Raw genomic sequence first — 20,383 nt, 5'->3', positions numbered from 1 at the left:
CTGCACCGACCTTAGCTTGCCAGAACAAGGGCCGCTTCGCGGGTCTTGGCTACCGCCTCGCGGATCTCGCCGACCGAGCCGTCGATCCCGTTCACCGAATTGGAAATGGTGCGCACCGCATCGGCGGCCTGCTGCATGTTGTGAGACATGCCGCTGGTGACCACGGTCTGCTCCTCGACGGCAGCGGCTGCGGTGGAGACCTGCTCCTTCACGGTCTCGAAGGCGTGGTTGATGGTCTGCAGGGCTTCGACCACATCGTCCGAGATCGCCTGCATGCCGTCGATTTCCGCCGAGATCTGTTCGGTGGCCCTGGAGGCCTGTTCGGCGAGCTTCTTGACCTCGTTGGCAACGACCGCAAAGCCACGCCCGGCCTCGCCGGCCCGTGCGGATTCGATGGTGGCGTTGAGGGCCAGAAGGTTGATCTCGCCGGCAATGTCCTGGATCAGCTTGACGATGCCACTCATGGACTGGGTGGCTCCGGTCAGCCGCTCGGTGGCGTTGGCTGCGGCAACGGTGGATTCCGTCGCTCCGAAGGTCGCCTCCCGGCTGCGCGACATGGTGGAGGAAATCTCGGCGATGGAAGCCGCCATTTCCTCCGCGCTGGCAGCCAGGGTCTGCACGTTGTCGGTGGTCTCGCTGGTGGCGTGGACCGCATCGTCGGTGCGATGCTGGGACTGGCTGAGCGCCCGATCGATCTCGGCGAAATTCACGTCGATGATCCGCTCGAGATCCTTCAGGAGCTGAACCTGATCGGTGATGTCGGTGGCGAATTTCACCACCTTGTAGGGCACCCCTTCCGGAGTGAGGATCGGGTTGTAGGACGCCTGGATCCAGATCTCTTTGCCGCCCTTGCCGAGGCGCCGGTACTTGCCCTGGGAGGCCTTGCCGGCTTTCAGACTGGCCCAGAACTCCTTGTACTCGTCGGATCTGGCGTATTCGGGAGTGGCAAACATGGAGTGATGTCGCCCCTGAACCTCGTCAAGGCGATACTCCATGGCCGCCAGGAAGTTGGGATTGGCATCGAGAATGTTGCCGTCGAGATCGAAGGTGATTACGGCGCTGACCCGGTTGATCGCCTCGACCTGCCCCTTCATGTCGGCGGCCTCGCGCACCTGACCTGTCACGTCGGTGGCGAACTTGATGACCTTGTAGGGCTTGCCGTCCTTGCCGAAGATCGGGTTGTAGCTGGCCTCGATCCAGATCTCGTTGCCGCCCTTGCCGAAGCGCTTGAACTTGCCGCTCTTGAAGCTGCCCTGCGCCAGGTCCTTCCAGAAGCTCCGGTAGGCCTCGCTTGCGGCGTAACTGCCCTCAACGAACATCGAATGGTGATGGCCCTGAATCTCGGACAGGGAATAGCCCATCGCCTCGAGAAACAGTTTATTGGCATTCAGGATCCTGCCACTCGGCTCGAATTCGATCACCGCCTGCGAGCGGTTGAGTGCCGCAATCACGTCCTCAAGTCTTCCACTTCCACGCGACCAGGGAAACCGCATCTTGAAACTCCAACAGAACCGTCAAATTCGACCTACGACGCAACGTAACTCTACATTTCAAAAGGTTACGAAGTTGAGAACACATCAAATTGATCCTGTTCATCATTCTACTATTAGTATCAATATTTACTAATAATAATAACATTGTCAAAAACTACAATATAGAGACAAGGTGAACGCCATTCTCGCATTCACCCCTGAAGCGGGGGAGATGCCATCTTCTCCGGATCTCTCCACAGTCCGGCAACGCGGCTTGCGCGCATCCCGCGCTTTTCACGGCGCGGCGCAGAGCCTATAAGGCTCGCATCCGGTCGCAGCCCGGCCCCTCGCCTCTCAAACGCCCGAAGGCCTCCCATGATCGATCTTGCCCGCGTCCTTCCCCATGCCCGCATCGACGAACTGCCGAACCCCTATTTCGGCAAGGTGCGCGACTGCTACGACCTTCCGGACAACCGGCGCATCCTGATCTCGTCCGATCGCATCTCGGCCTTCGACCGCATCCTCGCCGCCATCCCCTTCAAGGGACAGGTGCTGACCCAGACCGCGCGCTTCTGGTTCGAGCAGACCGCCGACATCTGCCCCAACCACGTGCTCGACTATCCCGACCCCAACGTGGTGATCGGCAAGCGGCTGACGATCCTGCCGGTGGAGATCGTCGTGCGCGGCTATCTGGCCGGAACCACCTCCACCTCGATCCTCACCCGCTACCGCAAGGGCGAGCGGCAGATGTACGGCCACAGCTTCCCTGATGGGCTGAAGGACAATCAGGCCCTGCCGCAGGCGATCATCACGCCGACCTCCAAGGCCTTTGACGGCGGTCACGACGAACCGCTCACCGTGGACGAGATCCTGGAGCAGAAGCTGCTCACCCCGGCCCAGTGGGAGCGGATTTCCGACATGGCGCTGAAGATCTTCGCCCGCGGTCAGGAGATGGCGGCAAAACGCGGTCTCATTCTGGTCGACACGAAATACGAATTCGGCGTGGACGAGGCCGGCGAGATCATCCTGGCCGACGAGATCCACACGCCCGACAGTTCGCGCTACTGGCTGGCGGATGGCTATGAAACCGCCTTCGCGGAGGGCACGCGCCCGCCGTCCTTCGACAAGGACATCATCCGAGCCTGGGTGGATGCGCGCTGCGACCCCTACAAGGACGACATTCCGGAAATCCCCGCCGACATGATCGAAAAGACCGCTCGGGTCTATATCCAGGCCTTCGAGGCGATCACCGGCCAGACCTTCGTGCCCGACATGACCGGCGAGACGCCGCTCGCGCGCATCCGCACCAATCTGGCGAGCTATTTCACCCGCTAAACGGTAGGTCTGGGGGCACGTCCTTCAGCCGCGTGCCCGGCCTCGCGCCGGGACGCTGGTCTGCCGTGCCCGCACAAGAGCAGGTCCCCGGTCAGCAGGTCCCGGGTCAGGCCCGGGACGGCGGTGCTCGCGTGGGAGCGCGCGCCATTCGGGAAGCCGGCGGCAGGGCAAAAACCGTGGGCGCCGCCTGTTGCGCCGCTTTTCTCCACGGGAAAACCGCAATCATCATCTTCCTGCCATTTCCTGAGGTTTCTATCCTGCCCTTCGAAACGGCGCGACGACACAGCGCGCGCCGCCTTCCGTCCCTGATCCGCAGTCTCGAGTTCGCCCGCACATGATCGTTGCCGCATCCCCTCGCCTTGCCTCGCGCCTTTCTCGCCTGCTGCCTGGCGTGCTCATGGCTCTCCTGTCGGTCCTGATGACGGTCTCCGCGCTCGCGGCCACCAAGCCCAGGCCCGGTCAGGCCCAGCTGCTCCTCGACATGGGGTCGGGCAAGGTGCTGCAGGAACAGAATGCGGACCAGCCGCTGCATCCGGCATCGCTCACCAAGATGATGACGCTCTACCTCACCTTCGAGGCGCTCAAGTCCGGCGAGCTGGACTGGACCAGCCGGGTCCCGATCAGCGCGGAAGGCTTTGCCACGCCTGCCTTCAAGTTTGCCTTGCCGGAAGGGGCCACCTTCACCGTGCGCGAGGCGGTGGAAGGCATGATCGTGATCTCGGCCAATGATGCGGCCCAGAGCATGTGCGACTATCTGGCGGGCCGGAAGGGCACCTCCTGCGGCGGGTTGATGACCGCCAAGGCCCGGACACTCGGCATGAGCCGCAGCACCTTCACCAATGGCTCCGGCCTGCATGACCCGCGTCAGGTGACCACGGCGCGGGACATGGCGACCCTGGGCCGGGCCCTGATCCGCGACTTCCCCGACACCTATCCCATGTTCTCCCAGCGCTACTTCACCTTCCGGGGCACGAAGCTGCGCGGCCACAACTCGCTCATGTATGGCTATGAGGGCATGGACGGACTGAAGACCGGCTTCACGGAACCCTCCGGCTACAATCTCGTGTCGTCTGCCAAGCGCGGCAACCGGCGCCTCATCGGGGTCGTGCTCGGCGGCACCAGCGGCGGTGACCGGGCGGAAAAGATGCGCCGGATGATGGATACCGCCTTCGGGACTGCGGCCGGGTCCGAGGCCCTCGCAACCCTTGCCCCGTCCGTTAGCAGAAAGACGACGCCCGAGGCCCCGGCTACCGCCGCTCTGTCGGCCACCCGGTCGGCTCCGGCAGGCGCCCTCGCGCTGCGGGAGGACCCCGCTGCGGCCTCCGCCACCGCACTGCCCTTTGCCTTGCTCGCACCGAAGCAGAAGCCGGCGCGGCCCGCCGCCAGCTCCGTGCCCGTCGCACCTACGGCCGGCGCCCAGGCGCAGGCGGTGGACATTCCGGGCTCGCGGAATGCCTCGGCCAATCGCAGCGCATGGGAAGTGCAGATTGCCGCCGTGGAGCGTCAGGACGCCGCCCTCACCCTGCTCGATGACGCCCGCAAGACCCTGGGCGGCCAGTTCGGTGGCCTTGCCCCGGTGACCGAGACCGTCGGCAAGGGGGCCAACCGGCTCATCCGGGCGCGGCTCACCGGCTTTTCCAGCAAGACCGAGGCGATGAAGGCCTGCCGCCTGCTTCAGGCCCGCGACAAGAGCTGCTTCGTCGTCGGCAACAAGGCCTGAGCCGAAGCCACGCTCCCCCTCGCCCTCCTGTCCACCGAGCCTCGTCAGCAGCAAAACGACAAAGGCCCCGACCTTGCGGCCGGGACCTTTCTTACAGTCGTCGCATGTCGGGCGTGACGCGTCCTACCAGCTGTAGGCCACCCGGCCGTTGGCGGCGTAGGACTGGCTGCGCGAGGCAAATTCGCCGTCGAAGGACGCGCTGGCCGACCAGCCGTTGTCCAGCTGCAATTCCGCGCCCGCAGAAATCAGCGCCTGATTGGCCGGGCCCGCATCGGCCTGAACCAGGAAGCTGGTGCCGCCGGAGTTGACGCCGCTCAGGCTCGCATCTGTCTTGAAGTCATGGGCCCAGGCCAGCTTGCCGAAGAGCGTGAGGTCCTTGCCGCCCGACAGGCTGACGGCCTTCTCGACCATCACGCCCAGTTCGCCCCGGCTGGAAATCGCCGCCTTGTCGTCAAAGCTCATGGCCAGCGACGCATTCCCGGTCTCGGTATAGTTCGGGGTGTTCAGCTGCTGCAGCTGGAAGGCGCCGTAGGGGGTGAAGGTCGCAAGGGCCGTGGCCACCGCATGGCCGGCCTCGATGCGGCCGCCGAAGTTCGTGGCATCATAGTCCGCGCGCAGGGTCGACGCGCCGGAGGTGCGGACCGTTTCCATGGACTGCCAGGCCGCCGAGAGGGACGCCCCCAGATAGGTGCCGCCGAAATCATGCCGGGCATAGAGACCGAGCTGATAGATGTCGCCATTGCCGGAGCCGTTGCCCTCGCCCATCTCCCAGCCGGCCTGACCCAGGCCGAGGGCCGCGCCGAACATGGTGTCGGCGGAGAGCCAGTAGTCGAGGCCCGCGGCCATGCCATAGCCACGCGACTGGGAACCGGCCGAACCGGCCTTGCCATCAAGGGCGGCATAGCCGCCATAGGTCGAGCCCCAGACATTCCAGTGGCGCAGCTCGGCGCCCGCATCGCCGTGGGTCGCGACCGCCTCAAAAGCGTCCTGCTCGTCGGCGGAGAGCACGCCCTTGTCATCCGCAAAACCCAGCGGCGCGATGCTCGGCGCGGCCGCGAACCGGGCGCCAAAGGCACCGCGCGACGCGGTGAAGGGGTTCAGGGACATGGCCAGGAAGTCGTTCATCATCCGCGTCGTCGGGCGGAAGAGACCCGGCGCATTGACCGCGCCGGCAACCGGAACGAATGCACTGAAGTCGGCGACGAAATAAAGATCGTAGTTGGAGACGAGACTTGCATCCGTCATGGCAACAACGTCAGCGAAACTGGCACCAAAATTGCTGCCGATCAGCGCCCCGCCCGCGTAACTCTGATCGAACGCGTATGAGTAAGCGAACGCTCCCTCCTGCGCGGGCAAGGTCGCCGTGGTGAAGAAGATGACATATTGCCCGCCTGCCTGGAGCTGGAGACCACCTGTCTGGAGCGTCACCAGATACTCATCCTCTGTGGCCGTCTGGGTCTGCGACTCGAACAGGGGCGAGCCCACTCCGTTCAAGCCGTTCCACGAATAGAGATACGCCTTGTAGTTCAGGACCGTTGAACTGTCGGGTGGAACGAAGAGGAAGCTGACGCTGTCGAGGACGGTTTCCGTCGTGCCGACCGTGAAGGTCTGGCCAAGCGTCTGTCCGGCGCTGGCCGAGCCATAAAGAATCACGGGAGCAACCCCAGACTCGCTGATCGTGCTGATATCGCCAGGGGACAGGGTGATCCCCGGCGTCGGAATAGACGCGGCCATAGCTGGTGCCGCCAGAAGCAGAGCTGCCAGCGACACGCTGCCCGCCATCATGGACCGCAAACCGGTCCGACCCTTTTCACATCCGAAAGTCATTCTTCGCTCCGCCCCATCTTGATGCCAGTGCAGCTGGAGGACACATCGCTCCATTCGTCTCGCACGGGATACAATTGGACAAAACGCTAGATAGCAGGACCAGAGACCTCAATCGGATTTTGACGGCGTCCGGCGTTTGCCAGACAGCTGATGCCTTATTGAAACACCACGAGAAACACGAAGCCTTGCGGACGCTACGTCATAATCACCAGCAGCGGGACTGCCGGCCGTCAGAGACAGCTTGGTGGCGACCCCGGTCCGCACGGCACGTGCCAGACCGCCGAGCTCCGGCGAATCACTTCACCGGCGCCGGGCGCTCAAGCCCCCAGTTGGTGTAGATGCGCGAGCGCCGGGCTTCCGTTTCCGCGCCGCCGCTCGGCATCTTGCTCAGGTCGCAGCTCTGCTCGGCCATACTGGCCTGCGCCTCGAGGGTGCGGATGGCCGTGTTGGCCTTCCAGAGCCGGTCCTTCGTCGGCGTTTCCACCTCCAGCGTGTCCACCGCACGGGTATAGGCCTCGATGCGGAAGCGCAGGGCCTGGGCGACCCAGACGATCACGGTCCGGTTTTCGAAGACGCGGGCCTTGGCGCCCTCATACATTTCTTCCGTCACCAGATCCTTGGTGGAGAGCACCCGCAGTCGCTCGGCGTCGGCGGCCTTGACGCGCAGGGCGACCTCGCAGAAGGGCGGGACCAGCTCCGCATCGCCTTCGGCATCGGCGGCAATCCGGTCATAGCGGGCATCCGACGACTGGAACCGGTCCGAGCGCAGGAAGAGATAATAGGTGTCGGGCGGGATGCGCCCCTCCACCTCGGGCAGGATCCGGGTGCGCGACAGCTCCGCGATGGTGCCGCCGATCCAGTCCTTCACATGGGGCGGGCGGATCAGGCCCCAGGCCAGATCCCGCATCAGCAGCTCGTCATCGGTGAAGTTGAACTTGGAAACCGGATCACCGCGCAGGCGGGCGTTCTGCTCGCCGACCAGCGGTAGAACCTTGTCATGCACCACGCTGGGCTGGGCACGGCCGAAATCGCCAGTGGGACGAACGCAGGCGGCAAGACCGAGGACGAGCAAGGCGCTGAGCACCAGACCGGCGCCGTGCTTCGACACAGGCAGCGCCCGGGAACGAGCCCTGACGTGCAACCGTCCCTGCCCTCCAGAGCAGACCGGTGCAGACGCACGCCCACGCCCCGACAGTCGCTTCAAGCCGTTCATCAAGATGTCCCTAGCGCCTTTCCCTCGGGCACGGCGCTCGACGCCGCATGCCGGATCCGGGATTGCATTTTGCCACGACCGGGCCCGCATGCGGACAGGGACGTCAGACGTCAGCCTTGTTCCTGGGGGGCCGGACCGGCTCCGCTTCTGATCGTCCCGATTCGTGCGGCGAGTTCAAGAGCCTCGCGCTCGTAGCGCACACCGGGGAAGAAGATGATGTCGGCGGGACGGTCACGTCGCGCGATTCTGGAAAGCCGCGCCGGGGGGTGCGAGCGTGTGGCGCGCGCCGCGCTGGCAAAGTCGAGCAGGATGCCCATTGTCACCTCCACTTTCCGCTTCCCTGGCCAGGCCGAACCAGGCGGGAAAAACACTCCGGGAGACGCATTACTGACCTGGCTCATTAGGAATCAGTCAGGGTTAACAGCATGCTAACGCTTTTGGTCTAGCTTTAGGAACAGAACGGCGAACGTTCTCCCAGTTTCAGTTCCGCGTGTGGTCGAGAGCTTATGTACATGCCCAGTTCCCAGCCGGCTCCCCTGTCGGCTTCCGCGTCCAGTGCTCTGTCTCCGTCGCGCTCCGAGTGTCGGCTCCCCCCACTCGACATTCCCGTTCCCACCGTGCTGGTCGCCTCGGCCCGCACGGCCCGAAAGGCCGGTCCGGAGCCAACCCACGTGCTGAAATCCGCTACCGAACTCTTCCTCGCCCGCGAGGGCCACTCCCTGCGCGAGATCACCGTCTTCCGCGAACTTGCGCTGAACCTTCTTCCGGCCACCGATGTGGCCGTCCGCCGGGAAATGTCTTGCGGCCTCGCCCTTCATCCGGACACGCCCGGTGATGTGCTGGTGGCGCTGGCCGGCGACAGCGATCCCTTCACCGCCTTCCCGCTGCTGCACCATGTGGAGGAGCTGCCCGACGACGTGCTGATCCGCCAGGTGGAACGGGGACCGGACGGCCTGCGCAAGACCATCGCCGAGCGTCCCTGGTTGTCCGATGCCGTGGTCGACGCCCTGCTGCGCCACTCCGGTGCCGGCGTCATCGAGGCCCTGCTGCTGCGCGACGACGTGGAGCTGACCGGACCGCAGATCGATTCCCTGCTCAAGCGCCCTGATGCGGCGACCGGCTTCGGCAACATGCTGCGCTACAAGGTGCGGCTCACCGATGGCCAGCTGATGGGCCACTTCCTCTACCTCACGCCGGAAGAACGCCCCCAGGCGATCGCGGCGGCCGAACTCTTCACCCTGGCGGAAATGGGCCGCAAGGGTCTTACCCGCCCCCTGCGCCCGACCTTCAAGCCCACCGTCCTGCATATCCTTCAGGAATGCGCCATGGCGCCGGATCCGGCCCTGTTCATGGCCGAGATGACCTATGCGCTGAAGCTGCCGCGCGCCTTCGTGGAGCGGATGGTGCGCGAGGATGACGGCCAGACCCTGACCATCGCCCTCAAGGCCCTGGGCTTCGAGCGCCACGTGGCATCTGCCATTCTCATCCGCATGGTCGGCGCCCGGGTCCGCTTCAAGGCCCTGCGGGATCTGGTCCGTCTCTACGGCGGCATCAGCCACGGAGCGGCCATGCTTCTGGTCGACCGCTGGATCAGTGCCGAGGCCGGCGTGCGCAAGGTCCCTGCCGGCGACGAGGGCGTGTTCCAGCAGAGCGTGCAGGCCGAAATGGCTGCCCGCGACAGCCAGATGCGCGACGAAAGCGCGCGCAGCGATCAGCCCCGCCGGGTCGGCGCCTATCAAGAGACGGTACGCCCGGCCGCACGGCGCGCCGACCATACCCGTGCAGACAGCGGCTCTTCGGAGGATCGCCGGAAGGACTATCCCTGGCGGGAAATCGAGGAAATCGAGAACATCCTGAAATTCGGCTGACGGGATCTGCGGCGCGGCGCTTGCCCAGCCGCCGTGTCAGAAGCGCCTGATCAGAAGCGGAAAAAACGATTGGGGTCGTCCTCGGGCGGCCCCTTCTTGCTGTCCGGGTTCTCGCCCGCCAGCGGCAGATCCACCACGCCGTCGCGGGCCTCCACCTCGACGGACCAGAAATCCGGATCCATCCGCGCTTCGCTGATCAGACGCGTGGCAATCTCCTCACGTCCCACCCGGCTCAGGACCCGCTCGAAGAACCGCCCCTCCTCCGGTTCATCGAAGAAGGATTGGGGCGCCGGGCCATAGAAGTCGAAGGTGCCGTCCAGCCGGTCCACGGTGATGAAGATGGCGCCAGCCTCCGCAGCGCCCCGCCTCTCCAGAGCGGCAAAAAGCCCCTTGTCCATCAGGCGCCGCACGAGGGCAGAGACGAAGAAATCCGACGTGATGCGCATGGCGCGGGGTCCCGGAATGAGGAAGGTTGGCAGGGGACCAGGTGAGAACCCTGCCGCGGCTCAGCGGACCTTCTTGCCGCTGATCATTTCCAGACGGGCCACCACCGTGTCCGATGGCACGCCTTTGACCGGAAGGCCGCGATCAAGCTCGAAGCGCCGGATGGCAGCCGCCGTATTCTCGCCCATCACCCCGTCAGCCACCAGGGGCCCATAGCCGAGGTCGGAGAGGATTTCCTGGATCTTCGACAGGCGGCGCTCGTCGGCGGTCATCTCGCGCACGGGAGCCGCCGGAATGCTGGCGGTGATTTCCGGCTCGGGCGGACTGCGCAGGACTGGTTCCGCCGCCACCGTGTCAACGGGCGCCGGCGGGGACGGCTGGGCCCGCTCGGCCAGCGTCGGCTTGATGCGGGGAATGGGCATGGACTGGGTGGGAGGATCGGCCTCGACCGGCCCTTGCAGCGCCACCATGGCCAGCAGCGCTTCGCTCGCCTCTCCCGTTTCGGCCATGCCGCGCAGGCGCTGGAAATGGCGAATGGAGCGTTCTGTGGCCGGTCCGGCAAGTCCGTCCAGCGGCCCGACATAGAGGCCCACACGACGCAATTCCTGCTGCAGGTCGAGCACCAGCGTGGAGACGACCGGCGCTTCCACGGCGCGCCAATCCTCCGCGCCTTCCGTGCCAGCGGTCTGTGCAGGCCGCGTGTCCTCGATCACGTCGCGGGTGGAAAAGAGCGGGGCCGGGTGACGGCCGACCTGGAAGCCGACGGCATTGGCAACAATCAGGCATCCGGTCAGGGCCATCACGATCGCCCCGCCAGCCGCCACGGGGTTGTCGCGCGCAAGGCTTCCTGCGCGGGCGATCATCCCATCGTCATAGGCTTCCGGTTCGGGGGTCTGTTTCCGCCGCTGACGCGCCATTGTCCTGCCGTATCACTCCATCTTGTTGCGATGCCCCACTATCGGGGAACACTCCGTCATTTGAAACCCTTGTGCCGCGTCCGCCTCAGGCAGACTTGCGATAGTCCCCGTTTTCCCCGCGGGTCCGGGGGCCTTGCGTCGCCGACGAGCTATCGACGGCTGCACTCATGCGGCGGGCCATGGCGAAGGCCTGCGCGGCCAGACCGCCAACGGAGGGTTCGTCGAGACGCTGCGTGGAGGCCTGAACCGGAGCCGCGAGGCCCTGACCGGTCGCAAGACCGGCGGGAGCCGCCTTGCGCCTTGCGCCGACCTGCTTGGGCGCCCCCAGCGGCAGGCTGACCCGCGCCGTGGTGCCCTGGCCGGGGCGGCTGGAGAGATCCAGATGGCCGCCATGAAGATCACATAGACCGCGCGCAATGGACAGGCCCAGACCGGCGCCTGCCGGATCCGGCAGATCGGTTCCAGACGCACGGCGGGACAGGGGCACGTTGCCGCGCATGAAGGGGGTTCCGAGCTTCGCCAGATCCTCGGCGCGGATGCCGCAGCCCTGATCGATCACGGCGACCTGGGCCTCGCCCTCGACAACGCTGCAATCGAAACGGACATGGCGGCCGGGTTCGGAGAACTTGATGGCATTGCCCAGCAGGTTGATGAAGACCTGACGCAGGGCACCGGCGTCGGCGGCAACCACCGGCCACTCGGACGGAGTGCGAGGCTCCAGAATGACAGAGCGCTCGGCCGCGATCGGAGCCAGCATCTCGACGCATTCGTCCACGACCCGACCCAGATCCACCGGCTCGATGGTGAGCTTGCGGGCGCCGGACTGGAGGGCGGAGCTGTCCAGCATGTCGTTGACCACCTGCAGGAGATGGCGGCCGGACCGGTGGATGAGTTCGGCATAGTCGGCCTGCCGCGCCGGGTCGAGACCGCCGTCCCGGTCGCGCAGGATGTCGGAGAAGCCGATGATGGCGTTGAGCGGCGTGCGCAGCTCATGGGCCGCAGTGGCGAGGAAGGGAGCGCTTTCAGAGCCTGCACGGCGGGCCCGCGGCACGTCGCGCGGCTCGTTCGCCGGATCGGCAGCGAGGTCTGCCGCACGCGCCAGGGTCACGAAGACCTGAGCGTCGCGCTCCGTCCCTTCGGCCGGGCGGCGATGGAAGGTCAGGCGGAAGCTGCGGATGGCGCTGTCGCCCGCCTCACCCGGCTCGGCGGACCCGGTGCGCAGGCGCAGGGTCAGGTCGCCAAGGGCCTTGCCTTCGCGGGCGTCGGCAAGGGCGGTCAGATAGGCCGGGCGGTCGCCGACAAGGACGCGCTGGAAGAGCCAGTCGCCGTGCACCACACGACCACGGGAAGGGCTGATCTCGAGCAGGGCGGCGATGGAGCCGGAGACGACTTCGGCGTTTCCGTCGGCGCGCAGGTGGCACGTCACGTCGCGGGTCATGCTGGAGAGATCGGCAAGACGGCGGCGATCCTCCCCTGCCCGCTTTGTCTGGCGGGCGTGCGCGAGGGTCAGGCGCAGGGCCAGCGCGATCATGTAGAGGCTGGCACCGGTGGCCACCACGATGGTTCCGAGCGTCTGGTAACCGCCGGGGAAGCCATGCAGAAGGGACGCCGGGGCCGCCGGCAGGACGGCCAGCGCACACAGGACGGCAAGGCACAGACCGGCCGACGCCAGGATGATGCGGCGCGACCCGGACAGGGCCGCTTCCATGGGAACCACAGCGAGCCAGACCAGGGCGAAGGACGACAGCCCGCCGGTGAGCCAGGCGACCGCCGTCAGGAAGACGGCGAAGATCATCGAGGACATGCCATAGGCGCGCGCCAGACGGCCGGTCTGGCTGAGATAGAGCGCCAGCGGCAGATGGGCGAGCGCCCAGGCGGAGGCGGCCACCAGAACCAGGTTCAGACCCGGCGACAGGGCAAGATGGAGGGGCAGCAGCACCATGCCGGCGGCTGCGGTCAGGAAACACCCGGACAGGAAGATGCGATGCCGGGGCGCCTCGAGGCTGTCGGTCTGGGCACAGGGATGCAACAGGGCATCCAGCTGGCCCGACCAGGCCTGCGCGAGACGGATCATCCAGGCGGGAACCGCAGAAACTGGGAACGACTTGGAACTTGGCACGCTACTCTTCCCGGCCCCGGACAAAGGCCTGAACACTCGTGATCTGATGCCATTTTCGGGCGCACCACTTAAGGAACGATAAAGGATGAATCTTTTCGGCAAAAATTCAAATTCATCGTTTTGTTTCAATAGCTTGAATGCAGATAGATCAAATTTGAATCAAGTTTTCCTAAAACTTGTCTCAAATACCTGATTCATTTGACGAAAATTGCCCCGGCACACTCAACGTGCCTTTCGGAAGTTGCTGTTAGCGTGGCACCAATCAAAAAGGAATGCGTTCCCGAAGAAGGCACGCATCCGCGCAGACAACCTGAACTTCATGGGTGGCAGCAATGTTCTTTCTTCTCCGGACAGCTTTCTGGCTGACCCTCGTTCTGGCCCTCATTCCGCTGGGAATGCCGCAGGTCGAGCGATCCGAGGAAGCTGCGGGCATCGATCCGGTCTCGGCCTTCTTCGCCGCGCAGGCGACCGTTTCCGACATCGGCGGGTTCTGCAGCCGCAATCCCCAGGCCTGCGAGACGGGCGGACAGGCCCTGTCGGCCATCGGCAGCCAGGCTGCGGTGGGCGCCGGCATTGTCCTCGACTATCTCGACCGCACCTTCTTCGACGGCACCGACCGGTCCGGGCTGACGCTGCCCCGTGACGTGGCGGCCCAGACGCCGCTCGAAACCCTTCCCGCCCCGGAGCTCTCGGCTTCGGGCACTTCCTCTCCTGCCGGAACCGGCCGTGGCGAAACGTTTGTCACCGGCTCTCTTCCGGCAGGTCCCGCTGACGCGCGATCCCCGGGCACCCTGACGAGCCGGGATCTGGCCATGCCGTGGACCGGCGCCGCTGCTGCCTCTGGCACGGCTGGCGCACCGGCTCCGGTGATGGCCGCGCAACGGGGACCCATTGGGCCTCTTCCGAAGCCCAATCCGCGCGCCGGCTCTGCCGGACGCGGTGCTGGCACGAGCCCGGACAAGGTCTGAGCCGCGCCGGCTGTTTGCGCCCCCGCTTGTATGGGGCTGACGGCACCTGTCGCCAGTCCTGAACGACGGATTACCTTGAGCGGATCTTACCGCCACGCCGCGAATGGAAAGCTGCCCTGCCCATTCGCGGCGTTTTTTCTTTGCTTCCTCGTGTCCCGGCCCCATGGGTCCGGCCTGAAACCCTTGCCCTTTGCATCCGGCGCCCGAAGCCTATATCAGAGGCTGGACCTGCCTCAGGCGCTTCGCCTGACCGACCCACTTCCGGACCTTGCATTGCACCCATGACCCACAGCCTTGACGACATTCTCGACAGTTTCGAATTCCTCGACGACTGGGAGGATCGCTACAAGTATCTGATCGATCTGGGCAAGGAGCTTCCCGGCCTGAGCGAGGCGGAAAAATGCGAAGCCAACAAGGTGCGCGGCTGTGTCAGTCAGGTCTGGCTGGTGACCGAAAGCGTCCCGGGTAGCTCGGGCGGACCCGTCCTGACCTTCCGGGGAGACAGCGACGCGCTGATCGTGCAGGGGCTGGTGGCCATCGTGCTCGCCACCTATTCCGGCAAGTCGGCGCAGGACATCCTGAACACGGATGTGGAAGCCATCTTCTCCAGGCTCGGCCTGCAGGAACATCTGACCCCGCAGCGGTCGAACGGCCTCAAGTCCATGGTCGGCCGCATCCGCGCGGACGCGGAAGCCGCCCTCGCCAGCTCCTGATCTGTCGCGCAGGCATGGCGCCGCGGAGGGGCTATTGCAGCCCCTCCCCCGACGACCGCCAGTGGCGTGACCGGCTGCTTGCCGGGCCTTCAACGCGCAGGCCATAGGCATCGGCCAGGCAGGAGAGCGCGATCTGGAGCACGATCTTGGCGGAACGTGCGGGCCAGCCCCGCTCCGCTTCCACGATCTCCAGCCCCTTCAGATGACAGCAGACGTCGACCGAGACAGCCGCCAGAACCGGCGGCATCCCGTCCAGAAGCCTCGTCAGCCGCTGACGGGCGGCGATGACCTGATCGCTCAGCTCCACAGCCCCACCCGCGCCACCGCCCTTTCCGCCCCCTCCTGCCGACAGGACCCGCCAGCCTGAAGAGACCTGCGGCCGCAGACCGGCGAACTCATAATCCCTCCGCAGGCGCTCTCCGGCCACGATCTGTTGAAGCTGGAGCATGGGCTTGCCCTGCCGGTCTTTGCGCCGGGCCAGCCAGGTCAGGGGACTTTCCGCCAGGTTGACGAGCAGGCACGACAGGTCGGGGATCTCGGATCCGGGGCTTGCGGCATCCGTATCCTGCCGCGGCGAGTGCGTCGGACTGCGCCCGGACACGGCCTCACGGGGGCGCTCCGCCAGCTCGCGATGGGCGCTGGCGGCCTCACCTCCGCTGAGCGCCCGCTTCAGGGCGAGCCGCCCTTCAGGGGTCAGGCGGTAGATCGCCCTGGCCCGGTCCTTCTGCCCGTGCCTCTCCGCGTGAGGGGACCGGGGCGCAATCAGGCCGGCCGCCAGCAGCTCGCGCACCACATGCTCCGGAATGGGGCGCTCGGAGGCCGCTTGCCCGGACCGCCCGCTCTTCTCAGCTCCGGCCTCCGCATCATCAGGCATGTCAACGACGGTCCACCCCGCGCCATCGCTCACGCAGGACCCGAACCCGCGGACAAGTGCACGGCAGCGAACGGAGAGACGGCGCAGAAGGGTGAGGTGCTGGCGCACTGTCGTCGTCGCATCGTCTCGAAAGGCGTTGCCCAGAACGGATGGCGACGGGGTCGATGCGCTCGCTGCAGCAACATTGTTGGACGTCTCCATGGGCATCTCCCTCAATTGGTGGCACCGGGGCGCGAGGCTCCGCGCAGGATGGTCTTGCGGCACCCCTGTTCGCTGCCGCCCGGCAAGTTGCGTCGCCCGCCCTGGAGGAAGGGATCGCGGCGCAGGGAGACAAGCTCCTCGATGTGGCTGACCAGGCCGTCGAACCAGGGATCCTCGCGCCGGTCCTCCACCTCGCGACAGGCATAGGCCGCCGTCGATCGGTCGCGCCGATAGCGCGCGGCGACTTCGCCAAGGCTGAAGCCGATCTCCACATGGGCCAGATACATTACCAGTTGCCGGGCCTCAGCCACATCCGCCTTGCCCCGGGTGCGGGCATAGAAGTCTGTCGGCTCCACCAGATAGGCGCGGGCGACATAGCCCTCGGCCAGATGAAGATGGGCGCGGCGCTGGATTTCCACCGCAGGGGCCTGGACCGGTGTCTCACCGGGATTGCCGGGTTGTCCTTCCGGCATCCGGCGCACAGGGGCCACTGCCTCCGGCAAGACGGAAAGTTTACATGGGGACAGGTGCAGATCGTGGGACATCATCATCCTCCAACTCCCTTGGTGAGTTTGCCTGAGGGGCAGGCGATCGAGAGCTTTTCAAGAACCTCGGCGGGCGGAGGCGCGAGCCGTGATGGCGTCACGCTTGCAGACCGACAGCCTAGGCTTTTATTCCTATATTCTAGCAATCAATCAGGAGTTGGGGATAAGTTTTTCATTATCCTTAAATTGCATTTCCGATTACTGCGGGAACCGACCCTGCCGTTGGGGCAAGTCACGGGCTTTGCAGGGGGTTGCGGGCCGCGCACCGGAGATCACGCAGCGCCCGCCGCGGCAGCTCTTCCCGGCCCGTGCGGGAAAAGAAAAACCGCCCCTCTCGGGGCGGTTCTGAAAGTTTGGTGATGTGCTTGCCGCGCGGGTTCCGGGGCCCTCACGGGCCCGCAGGCGGAACCGGATGCCGACGCTTAGCGCGAACGCTTGCGCTGCTGGCCGAGACCCATCTTCTTGGCCAGCTCGGAACGGGCAGCAGCGTAGTTCGGAGCAACCATCGGGTAGTCCGGACCCAGGTCCCACTTCTCGCGGTATTCTTCCGGAGTCATGTCGTAATGGGTGCGCAGGTGACGCTTCAGCGACTTGAACTTCTTGCCGTCTTCCAGGCAGATGATGTAGTCCGGCATTACGGACTTCTTCACCGGAACAGCCGGCTTCAGGGGCTCCGGCTCCGGCTCGACGGTGCCGTTGGCGGTGTTCTGAAGGGCGCTGTAGACCTCGTTGATCAGAGCCGAAAGGTCGTTGGCGGCAACGGTGTTGTTGCTCACGTAAGCGGACACAATATCGGCCGTCAGATCGATGAGGTTCGTTTCCACCGAGTTGTCAGTCATCTTTCACCTGTATTTGTTCAATAAGGGATCTGATCCCTCCTGGCTGCCCAGGCATCTTCGTTCGGCAACAATGCAAAATAATGGATACTTTGCGGCAATCGGACGGAGATTTGATTCTACTTGGGCAACAGCGATTGCGCCCTTATATCCGTACGCCTTTCGGCCTACAAGCCCTGACACCAAACAAATACAGTAAATTCTCAAGAATTGTCTTCCGGCCAAGCAATAGTGGCCGGGTTGTGCGCGCCTTCCAAGCAATATTGACCTTGGGAGCGATCGGAATGTTCCGGACCATTCTTGCCGGGTGAGAAGAGCTCGCAACCAGCAAATCCATGCCAGGTGCCGCAAACGTCATCTTCCGCTTCGGGATCCGGAAAAACCCGGATCCCGCAACGGTTTCTGCGATAAATACCGGGGTTTTCACCGCGTCTGGAGACGTGGAAAGGGTCTGGTAGGAGCCGGACCCACCTGAGCCTAGCGGGTCTTGGGGGTTCCCTTGCCCTTTGCCGTCTTTGCTTTTGCCGGCTTGCCGGAGGCCGGGTTCCCCCCTGCCCCGCCGGAGGCGCGCTTGCCCGGTCGCACCACGTCTTCCAGCGCATCGATGCGGGTGATCGCGCTCGGACGATAGCCTGCCATATAGGCCGCACGCGCCAGCAGATGCGCGGAGACCGGTGCGGTCAGCAGGAAGAAGATCACCCCGGCCACGGCGCGGGTCACCACGTCCAGCTCGTGCGCGTAGGCGGCAAGAGCCAGCAGCATCAGGCCGGAGCCCAGCGTGCCCGCCTTGGAGGCCGCATGCGAGCGCATGAAGACGTCGGGGAAGCGCAGCACGCCGACCGCCCCGGCGAGCGCGAAGAGCGCGCCAACCAGAAGCATCAGGCCGACGATGATGTCGTAAAGAGCGCTCATTGTCCGGCCTTTCTGCGGGCGATGCTTTCGCCCACTTCCTTCAGGATGCTCTTGTCGCCCGCCGTACCGCGATTGTAGACGAAGCGCGCGAAGGCCACGGTGGCGAGGAAGCCGACGAGACCCAGCGTCAGGGCGATGTCGATATAGAGATAGTAGTCGGTCAGGACGCCGATCGCCGCGATGAAGCCGATGCCCACGGCCACCAGCATGTCGAGGGCCACCACCCGGTCCGGCAGGGTCGGACCGCGAACGATTCGCACGACGATCAGCAGGAAGGAGATCGTCAGGATGATCAGGGCCGCCCGGGTGCAGACGACGAGGAACAGGCTCGCGAAACTTTCCATGCCGCTCATCGGAACACCTCCAGGATCTTGCGTTCGAAGCCATTCTTGATGGAGTCGATAGTTTCCTGCGGATCCGGCACGTCCAGGCAGTGGACGTAAAGGGTCTTGCGGTCATCGGACACGTCGACCGACAGGGTGCCCGGGGTCAGGGTGATCAGGTTGGCCAGCATGGTGATTTCGAAATCCCGGTCCACGGTGAGCGGATAGGCGATGAACCCCGGGTTGAGGTTCATCTTCGGGCGAATGACGATCAGCGCAACCCGCCAGGCGGACAGGACGAGCTCGTAGACGAAGAGCAGCATCAGGCTCAGCGCCTGGCCGGCCTTCTTGAAATACTGCGCGGTGCCCACCTGCTCGCGGATCAGGTAGAGGGCAAAGGTCGACAGCAGGAAGCCGAAGGCCAGGTTGATCTCGGAGAAGCTGCCGGTCACCAGCGCCCATGCAAGCGCCATGAGGATGTTGATCAGGAACAAGGAGGTCATGTCACGGCTCCCCGAAAACGGAACGGATATAGGCGGAGGGATCGATCACCCCTTCGGCGCCGCGCTGCACAAGCTGGAGCAGCGCTTCGGGCTGAAGGCCCAGATAGATCACCAGACCGGTGAGCAGGAGCAGCGGCACCCACAGGGCGGGGCTGGAGAGTTCGGCGGCAGGCGCCAGACGGATCGGCGCACAGCCATCCGCGACCCCTTCCGGACCACCGCGCCAGAAGCTGTAGATCCAGACCCGGCCGATGGCGAGGGTCGTGAGGAAGCCGGAGGCCAGAATGGCGAAGGCAACCCAGGTGCGGCCGGCGTCGATGGAAGCCTCGACCAGCATCAGCTTCGGCCAGAAGCCCGAGAAGGGCGGCAGGCCCGCCACGGCAAAGCCGAGGACGAGGAAGACACCGGCGAAATAGGGGTTGGCGCCGTAGAGGCCGCCCAGCTTGCGCAGGGCCGTGGAGCCCCCCATCAGCTGCATGATGCCGGCGGCCAGATAGAGCGCCGTCATGACGATGATCGAGTGGATGGCGTAGAAGATCGCGCCCGCCACGCCCTGGAGGGAGCCCACTGCGATGCCGGCCAGCATGGCGCCGATACCGACGATGACCAGATAGCCGAAGACGCGGCGCACCTCCGCCTGGGCAAGGGCCCCAAGCCCGCCGGTGATCATGGTCAGGATGGCGACGACGGCAATCAGATCGGCGAAATAGTCGCGCGCTCCAGGCATGATCAGCACGAAGACGCGGATCAGCGCATAGACGCCGACCTTGGTCAGCAGACCGGCAAAGACCGCCGATACCGCCACATTCGGCGTGTGATAGGAGGCCGGCAGCCAGAAGTTGACCGGGAAGGCCGCCGCCTTCATGGCGAAGGCAAGGAAATAGAGCGCGGCGACCGCCGCCAGCGGGCCGACGCTGCCGCCAGCCTCGAGTTCCCGCATCTTCATGGCGATATCGGCCATGTTCAGGGTGCCGAAGTGGCCGTAGAGCAGGCCGGTGGCGATCAGGAACAGGTTCGTGCCGATCAGGTTGAGGATGCCGTATTTCACCGTGCCGTCGAGCTGGATGCGGTCATTGCCTAGCACCAGAAGCCCGTAGGACGAGATCAGCAGCACCTCGAACCAGACATAGAGGTTGAAGATGTCGCCGGTGAGGAACGCCCCGCTCACCCCGGTCATCAGCAGGAGCAGGAAGGGATAGAAGCCGTAGCGCCGTCCCGTGCCGTCGATGGTGACGGCCCCGTAGAGCCCGGCGCACCAGGCCACGATCGAGGCAATGAGCGACAGGCTCGCGCCCAGCGCATCGGCGGTAAAGGCAATGCCGAAGGGCGGCAGCCAGTTGCCCATCACCATGGTGACGACGCCCTTCTGCAGCACATGCAGGAGCAGCGCGCCATTGGCGCCGACCAGCAGGGTGAGGAAGAGCATGGCCACCTTGGGCTGGGCATCGGTGTTCTTGCGCGCCATCAGGGCGATGGTGCCGCCCAGGATGGTGATGATGGAGGGCGCGACGATCAGCCAGTCGGCAGCCGAGACCGGCGCCGTGGTCATGGCCTGGGAAAGGTCGACGTGAGGTGCGTTGGATCCGGCCATGT

Annotated in this window: 19 protein-coding genes; 5 read left to right on the top strand and 14 right to left on the bottom strand. The window is 65.2% G+C overall.

Annotation, left to right across the window (positions count from 1 at the left end; genetic code table 11):
- Positions 1–11: 11 nt before the first annotated feature.
- A complete protein-coding gene (locus tag FR728_RS04020) occupies positions 12–1,451 on the bottom strand; it encodes a methyl-accepting chemotaxis protein (protein ID WP_244304372.1) in 1,440 nt (479 codons plus the stop codon).
- Positions 1,452–1,847: 396 nt separating this feature from the next.
- Between FR728_RS04020 and FR728_RS04015 the strand changes: the two genes are divergently transcribed.
- Positions 1,848–2,807, top strand: a complete 960-nt coding sequence (locus FR728_RS04015; protein WP_149891331.1) for a phosphoribosylaminoimidazolesuccinocarboxamide synthase — start codon at positions 1,848–1,850, stop codon at positions 2,805–2,807.
- Between the two features lie 334 nt (positions 2,808–3,141).
- Positions 3,142–4,527 (top strand): D-alanyl-D-alanine carboxypeptidase, encoded by a 1,386-nt coding sequence (locus tag FR728_RS04010; RefSeq protein ID WP_149891330.1) that lies wholly within the window; start codon positions 3,142–3,144, stop codon positions 4,525–4,527.
- A 123-nt stretch (positions 4,528–4,650) separates the two neighbouring features.
- Here the strand turns inward: FR728_RS04010 and FR728_RS04005 are convergent, their stop codons facing one another.
- From FR728_RS04005 to FR728_RS03995, 3 genes are all read right to left on the bottom strand, one after another.
- Positions 4,651–6,354: an autotransporter domain-containing protein gene (locus FR728_RS04005; protein WP_188318782.1), complete on the bottom strand. Its 1,704-nt coding sequence runs from the start codon at positions 6,352–6,354 to the stop codon at positions 4,651–4,653.
- Between the two features lie 295 nt (positions 6,355–6,649).
- Positions 6,650–7,462: a hypothetical protein gene (locus FR728_RS04000; protein ID WP_208998642.1), complete on the bottom strand. Its 813-nt coding sequence runs from the start codon at positions 7,460–7,462 to the stop codon at positions 6,650–6,652.
- 215 nt (positions 7,463–7,677) lie between these two features.
- Positions 7,678–7,884: a hypothetical protein gene (locus FR728_RS03995; RefSeq protein ID WP_149891328.1), complete on the bottom strand. Its 207-nt coding sequence runs from the start codon at positions 7,882–7,884 to the stop codon at positions 7,678–7,680.
- A gap of 195 nt (positions 7,885–8,079) precedes the next feature.
- Here FR728_RS03995 and FR728_RS03990 point away from each other — a divergent pair, with 195 nt between their 5' ends.
- A complete protein-coding gene (locus FR728_RS03990) occupies positions 8,080–9,435 on the top strand; it encodes a DUF2336 domain-containing protein (protein WP_188318781.1) in 1,356 nt (451 codons plus the stop codon).
- Between the two features lie 50 nt (positions 9,436–9,485).
- Here FR728_RS03990 and FR728_RS03985 read toward each other — a convergent pair whose 3' ends face one another.
- From FR728_RS03985 to FR728_RS03975, 3 genes are all read right to left on the bottom strand, one after another.
- Positions 9,486–9,881 carry a DUF1491 family protein gene (locus FR728_RS03985; protein WP_149891326.1) on the bottom strand — a complete coding sequence of 132 codons (396 nt, stop codon included), beginning with the start codon at positions 9,879–9,881 and terminating at the stop codon, positions 9,486–9,488.
- A gap of 60 nt (positions 9,882–9,941) precedes the next feature.
- Entirely contained in the window at positions 9,942–10,796 is an 855-nt protein-coding gene (locus tag FR728_RS03980) for a peptidoglycan-binding domain-containing protein (RefSeq protein ID WP_149891325.1), read from the bottom strand.
- A gap of 85 nt (positions 10,797–10,881) precedes the next feature.
- Positions 10,882–12,915 carry a sensor histidine kinase gene (locus FR728_RS03975; RefSeq protein ID WP_188318780.1) on the bottom strand — a complete coding sequence of 678 codons (2,034 nt, stop codon included), beginning with the start codon at positions 12,913–12,915 and terminating at the stop codon, positions 10,882–10,884.
- Between the two features lie 332 nt (positions 12,916–13,247).
- Here FR728_RS03975 and FR728_RS19300 point away from each other — a divergent pair, with 332 nt between their 5' ends.
- Positions 13,248–13,883 carry a DUF5330 domain-containing protein gene (locus FR728_RS19300; protein WP_188318779.1) on the top strand — a complete coding sequence of 212 codons (636 nt, stop codon included), beginning with the start codon at positions 13,248–13,250 and terminating at the stop codon, positions 13,881–13,883.
- A gap of 281 nt (positions 13,884–14,164) precedes the next feature.
- Positions 14,165–14,596 carry a SufE family protein gene (locus tag FR728_RS03965; RefSeq protein ID WP_149891323.1) on the top strand — a complete coding sequence of 144 codons (432 nt, stop codon included), beginning with the start codon at positions 14,165–14,167 and terminating at the stop codon, positions 14,594–14,596.
- A gap of 31 nt (positions 14,597–14,627) precedes the next feature.
- Here the strand turns inward: FR728_RS03965 and FR728_RS03960 are convergent, their stop codons facing one another.
- The 7 genes from FR728_RS03960 to FR728_RS03930 all read right to left on the bottom strand — a co-directional run bounded on the left by FR728_RS03960 (position 14,628) and on the right by FR728_RS03930 (position 20,381).
- The gene (locus FR728_RS03960) at positions 14,628–15,671 is read right to left on the bottom strand and encodes a DUF6456 domain-containing protein (protein ID WP_149891322.1); all 1,044 of its coding nucleotides are present in this window, start codon (positions 15,669–15,671) and stop codon (positions 14,628–14,630) included.
- An 11-nt stretch (positions 15,672–15,682) separates the two neighbouring features.
- Positions 15,683–16,222 carry a helix-turn-helix domain-containing protein gene (locus FR728_RS03955; protein WP_208998641.1) on the bottom strand — a complete coding sequence of 180 codons (540 nt, stop codon included), beginning with the start codon at positions 16,220–16,222 and terminating at the stop codon, positions 15,683–15,685.
- A 416-nt stretch (positions 16,223–16,638) separates the two neighbouring features.
- Positions 16,639–17,055, bottom strand: coding sequence for a Ros/MucR family transcriptional regulator (locus tag FR728_RS03950; RefSeq protein WP_149891321.1), 417 nt, complete (start codon positions 17,053–17,055; stop codon positions 16,639–16,641).
- A 474-nt stretch (positions 17,056–17,529) separates the two neighbouring features.
- Positions 17,530–17,964, bottom strand: coding sequence for a monovalent cation/H(+) antiporter subunit G (gene mnhG, locus FR728_RS03945; RefSeq protein ID WP_149891320.1), 435 nt, complete (start codon positions 17,962–17,964; stop codon positions 17,530–17,532).
- The gene (locus FR728_RS03940) at positions 17,961–18,317 is read right to left on the bottom strand and encodes a cation:proton antiporter (RefSeq protein WP_149891319.1); all 357 of its coding nucleotides are present in this window, start codon (positions 18,315–18,317) and stop codon (positions 17,961–17,963) included. The genes mnhG and FR728_RS03940 overlap by 4 nt, the downstream gene beginning before the upstream one ends.
- Positions 18,314–18,790: a Na+/H+ antiporter subunit E gene (locus FR728_RS03935; RefSeq protein ID WP_149891318.1), complete on the bottom strand. Its 477-nt coding sequence runs from the start codon at positions 18,788–18,790 to the stop codon at positions 18,314–18,316. Before FR728_RS03935 ends, FR728_RS03940 begins: the two co-directional genes overlap by 4 nt.
- Position 18,791: 1 nt before the next feature.
- Positions 18,792–20,381: a Na+/H+ antiporter subunit D gene (locus FR728_RS03930; RefSeq protein ID WP_149891317.1), complete on the bottom strand. Its 1,590-nt coding sequence runs from the start codon at positions 20,379–20,381 to the stop codon at positions 18,792–18,794.
- Positions 20,382–20,383 lie beyond the last annotated feature (2 nt).

Origin of the sequence: Roseibium aestuarii, assembly GCF_008477545.1 — a bacterium.
Lineage (GTDB): Bacteria > Pseudomonadota > Alphaproteobacteria > Rhizobiales > Stappiaceae > Roseibium > Roseibium aestuarii.
This window is presented reverse-complemented; position numbering and strand designations above follow the sequence as displayed.

Coding starts and splice junctions, on each gene's coding strand:
- FR728_RS19300 (WP_188318779.1), top strand. CDS start 13,248: ATGTTCTTTCTTCTCCGGACAGCTTTCTGGCTGACCCTCGTTCTGGCC.
- FR728_RS03955 (WP_208998641.1), bottom strand. CDS start 16,222: ATGATGATGTCCCACGATCTGCACCTGTCCCCATGTAAACTTTCCGTC.
- FR728_RS04010 (WP_149891330.1), top strand. CDS start 3,142: ATGATCGTTGCCGCATCCCCTCGCCTTGCCTCGCGCCTTTCTCGCCTG.
- FR728_RS03940 (WP_149891319.1), bottom strand. CDS start 18,317: ATGAGCGGCATGGAAAGTTTCGCGAGCCTGTTCCTCGTCGTCTGCACC.
- FR728_RS03965 (WP_149891323.1), top strand. CDS start 14,165: ATGACCCACAGCCTTGACGACATTCTCGACAGTTTCGAATTCCTCGAC.
- FR728_RS03950 (WP_149891321.1), bottom strand. CDS start 17,055: ATGACTGACAACTCGGTGGAAACGAACCTCATCGATCTGACGGCCGAT.
- FR728_RS04005 (WP_188318782.1), bottom strand. CDS start 6,354: ATGACTTTCGGATGTGAAAAGGGTCGGACCGGTTTGCGGTCCATGATG.
- FR728_RS03995 (WP_149891328.1), bottom strand. CDS start 7,884: ATGGGCATCCTGCTCGACTTTGCCAGCGCGGCGCGCGCCACACGCTCG.
- FR728_RS03930 (WP_149891317.1), bottom strand. CDS start 20,381: ATGGCCGGATCCAACGCACCTCACGTCGACCTTTCCCAGGCCATGACC.
- FR728_RS03985 (WP_149891326.1), bottom strand. CDS start 9,881: ATGCGCATCACGTCGGATTTCTTCGTCTCTGCCCTCGTGCGGCGCCTG.
- FR728_RS03935 (WP_149891318.1), bottom strand. CDS start 18,790: ATGACCTCCTTGTTCCTGATCAACATCCTCATGGCGCTTGCATGGGCG.
- mnhG (WP_149891320.1), bottom strand. CDS start 17,964: ATGAGCGCTCTTTACGACATCATCGTCGGCCTGATGCTTCTGGTTGGC.
- FR728_RS03960 (WP_149891322.1), bottom strand. CDS start 15,671: ATGGAGACGTCCAACAATGTTGCTGCAGCGAGCGCATCGACCCCGTCG.
- FR728_RS03990 (WP_188318781.1), top strand. CDS start 8,080: ATGCCCAGTTCCCAGCCGGCTCCCCTGTCGGCTTCCGCGTCCAGTGCT.
- FR728_RS03980 (WP_149891325.1), bottom strand. CDS start 10,796: ATGGCGCGTCAGCGGCGGAAACAGACCCCCGAACCGGAAGCCTATGAC.
- FR728_RS04015 (WP_149891331.1), top strand. CDS start 1,848: ATGATCGATCTTGCCCGCGTCCTTCCCCATGCCCGCATCGACGAACTG.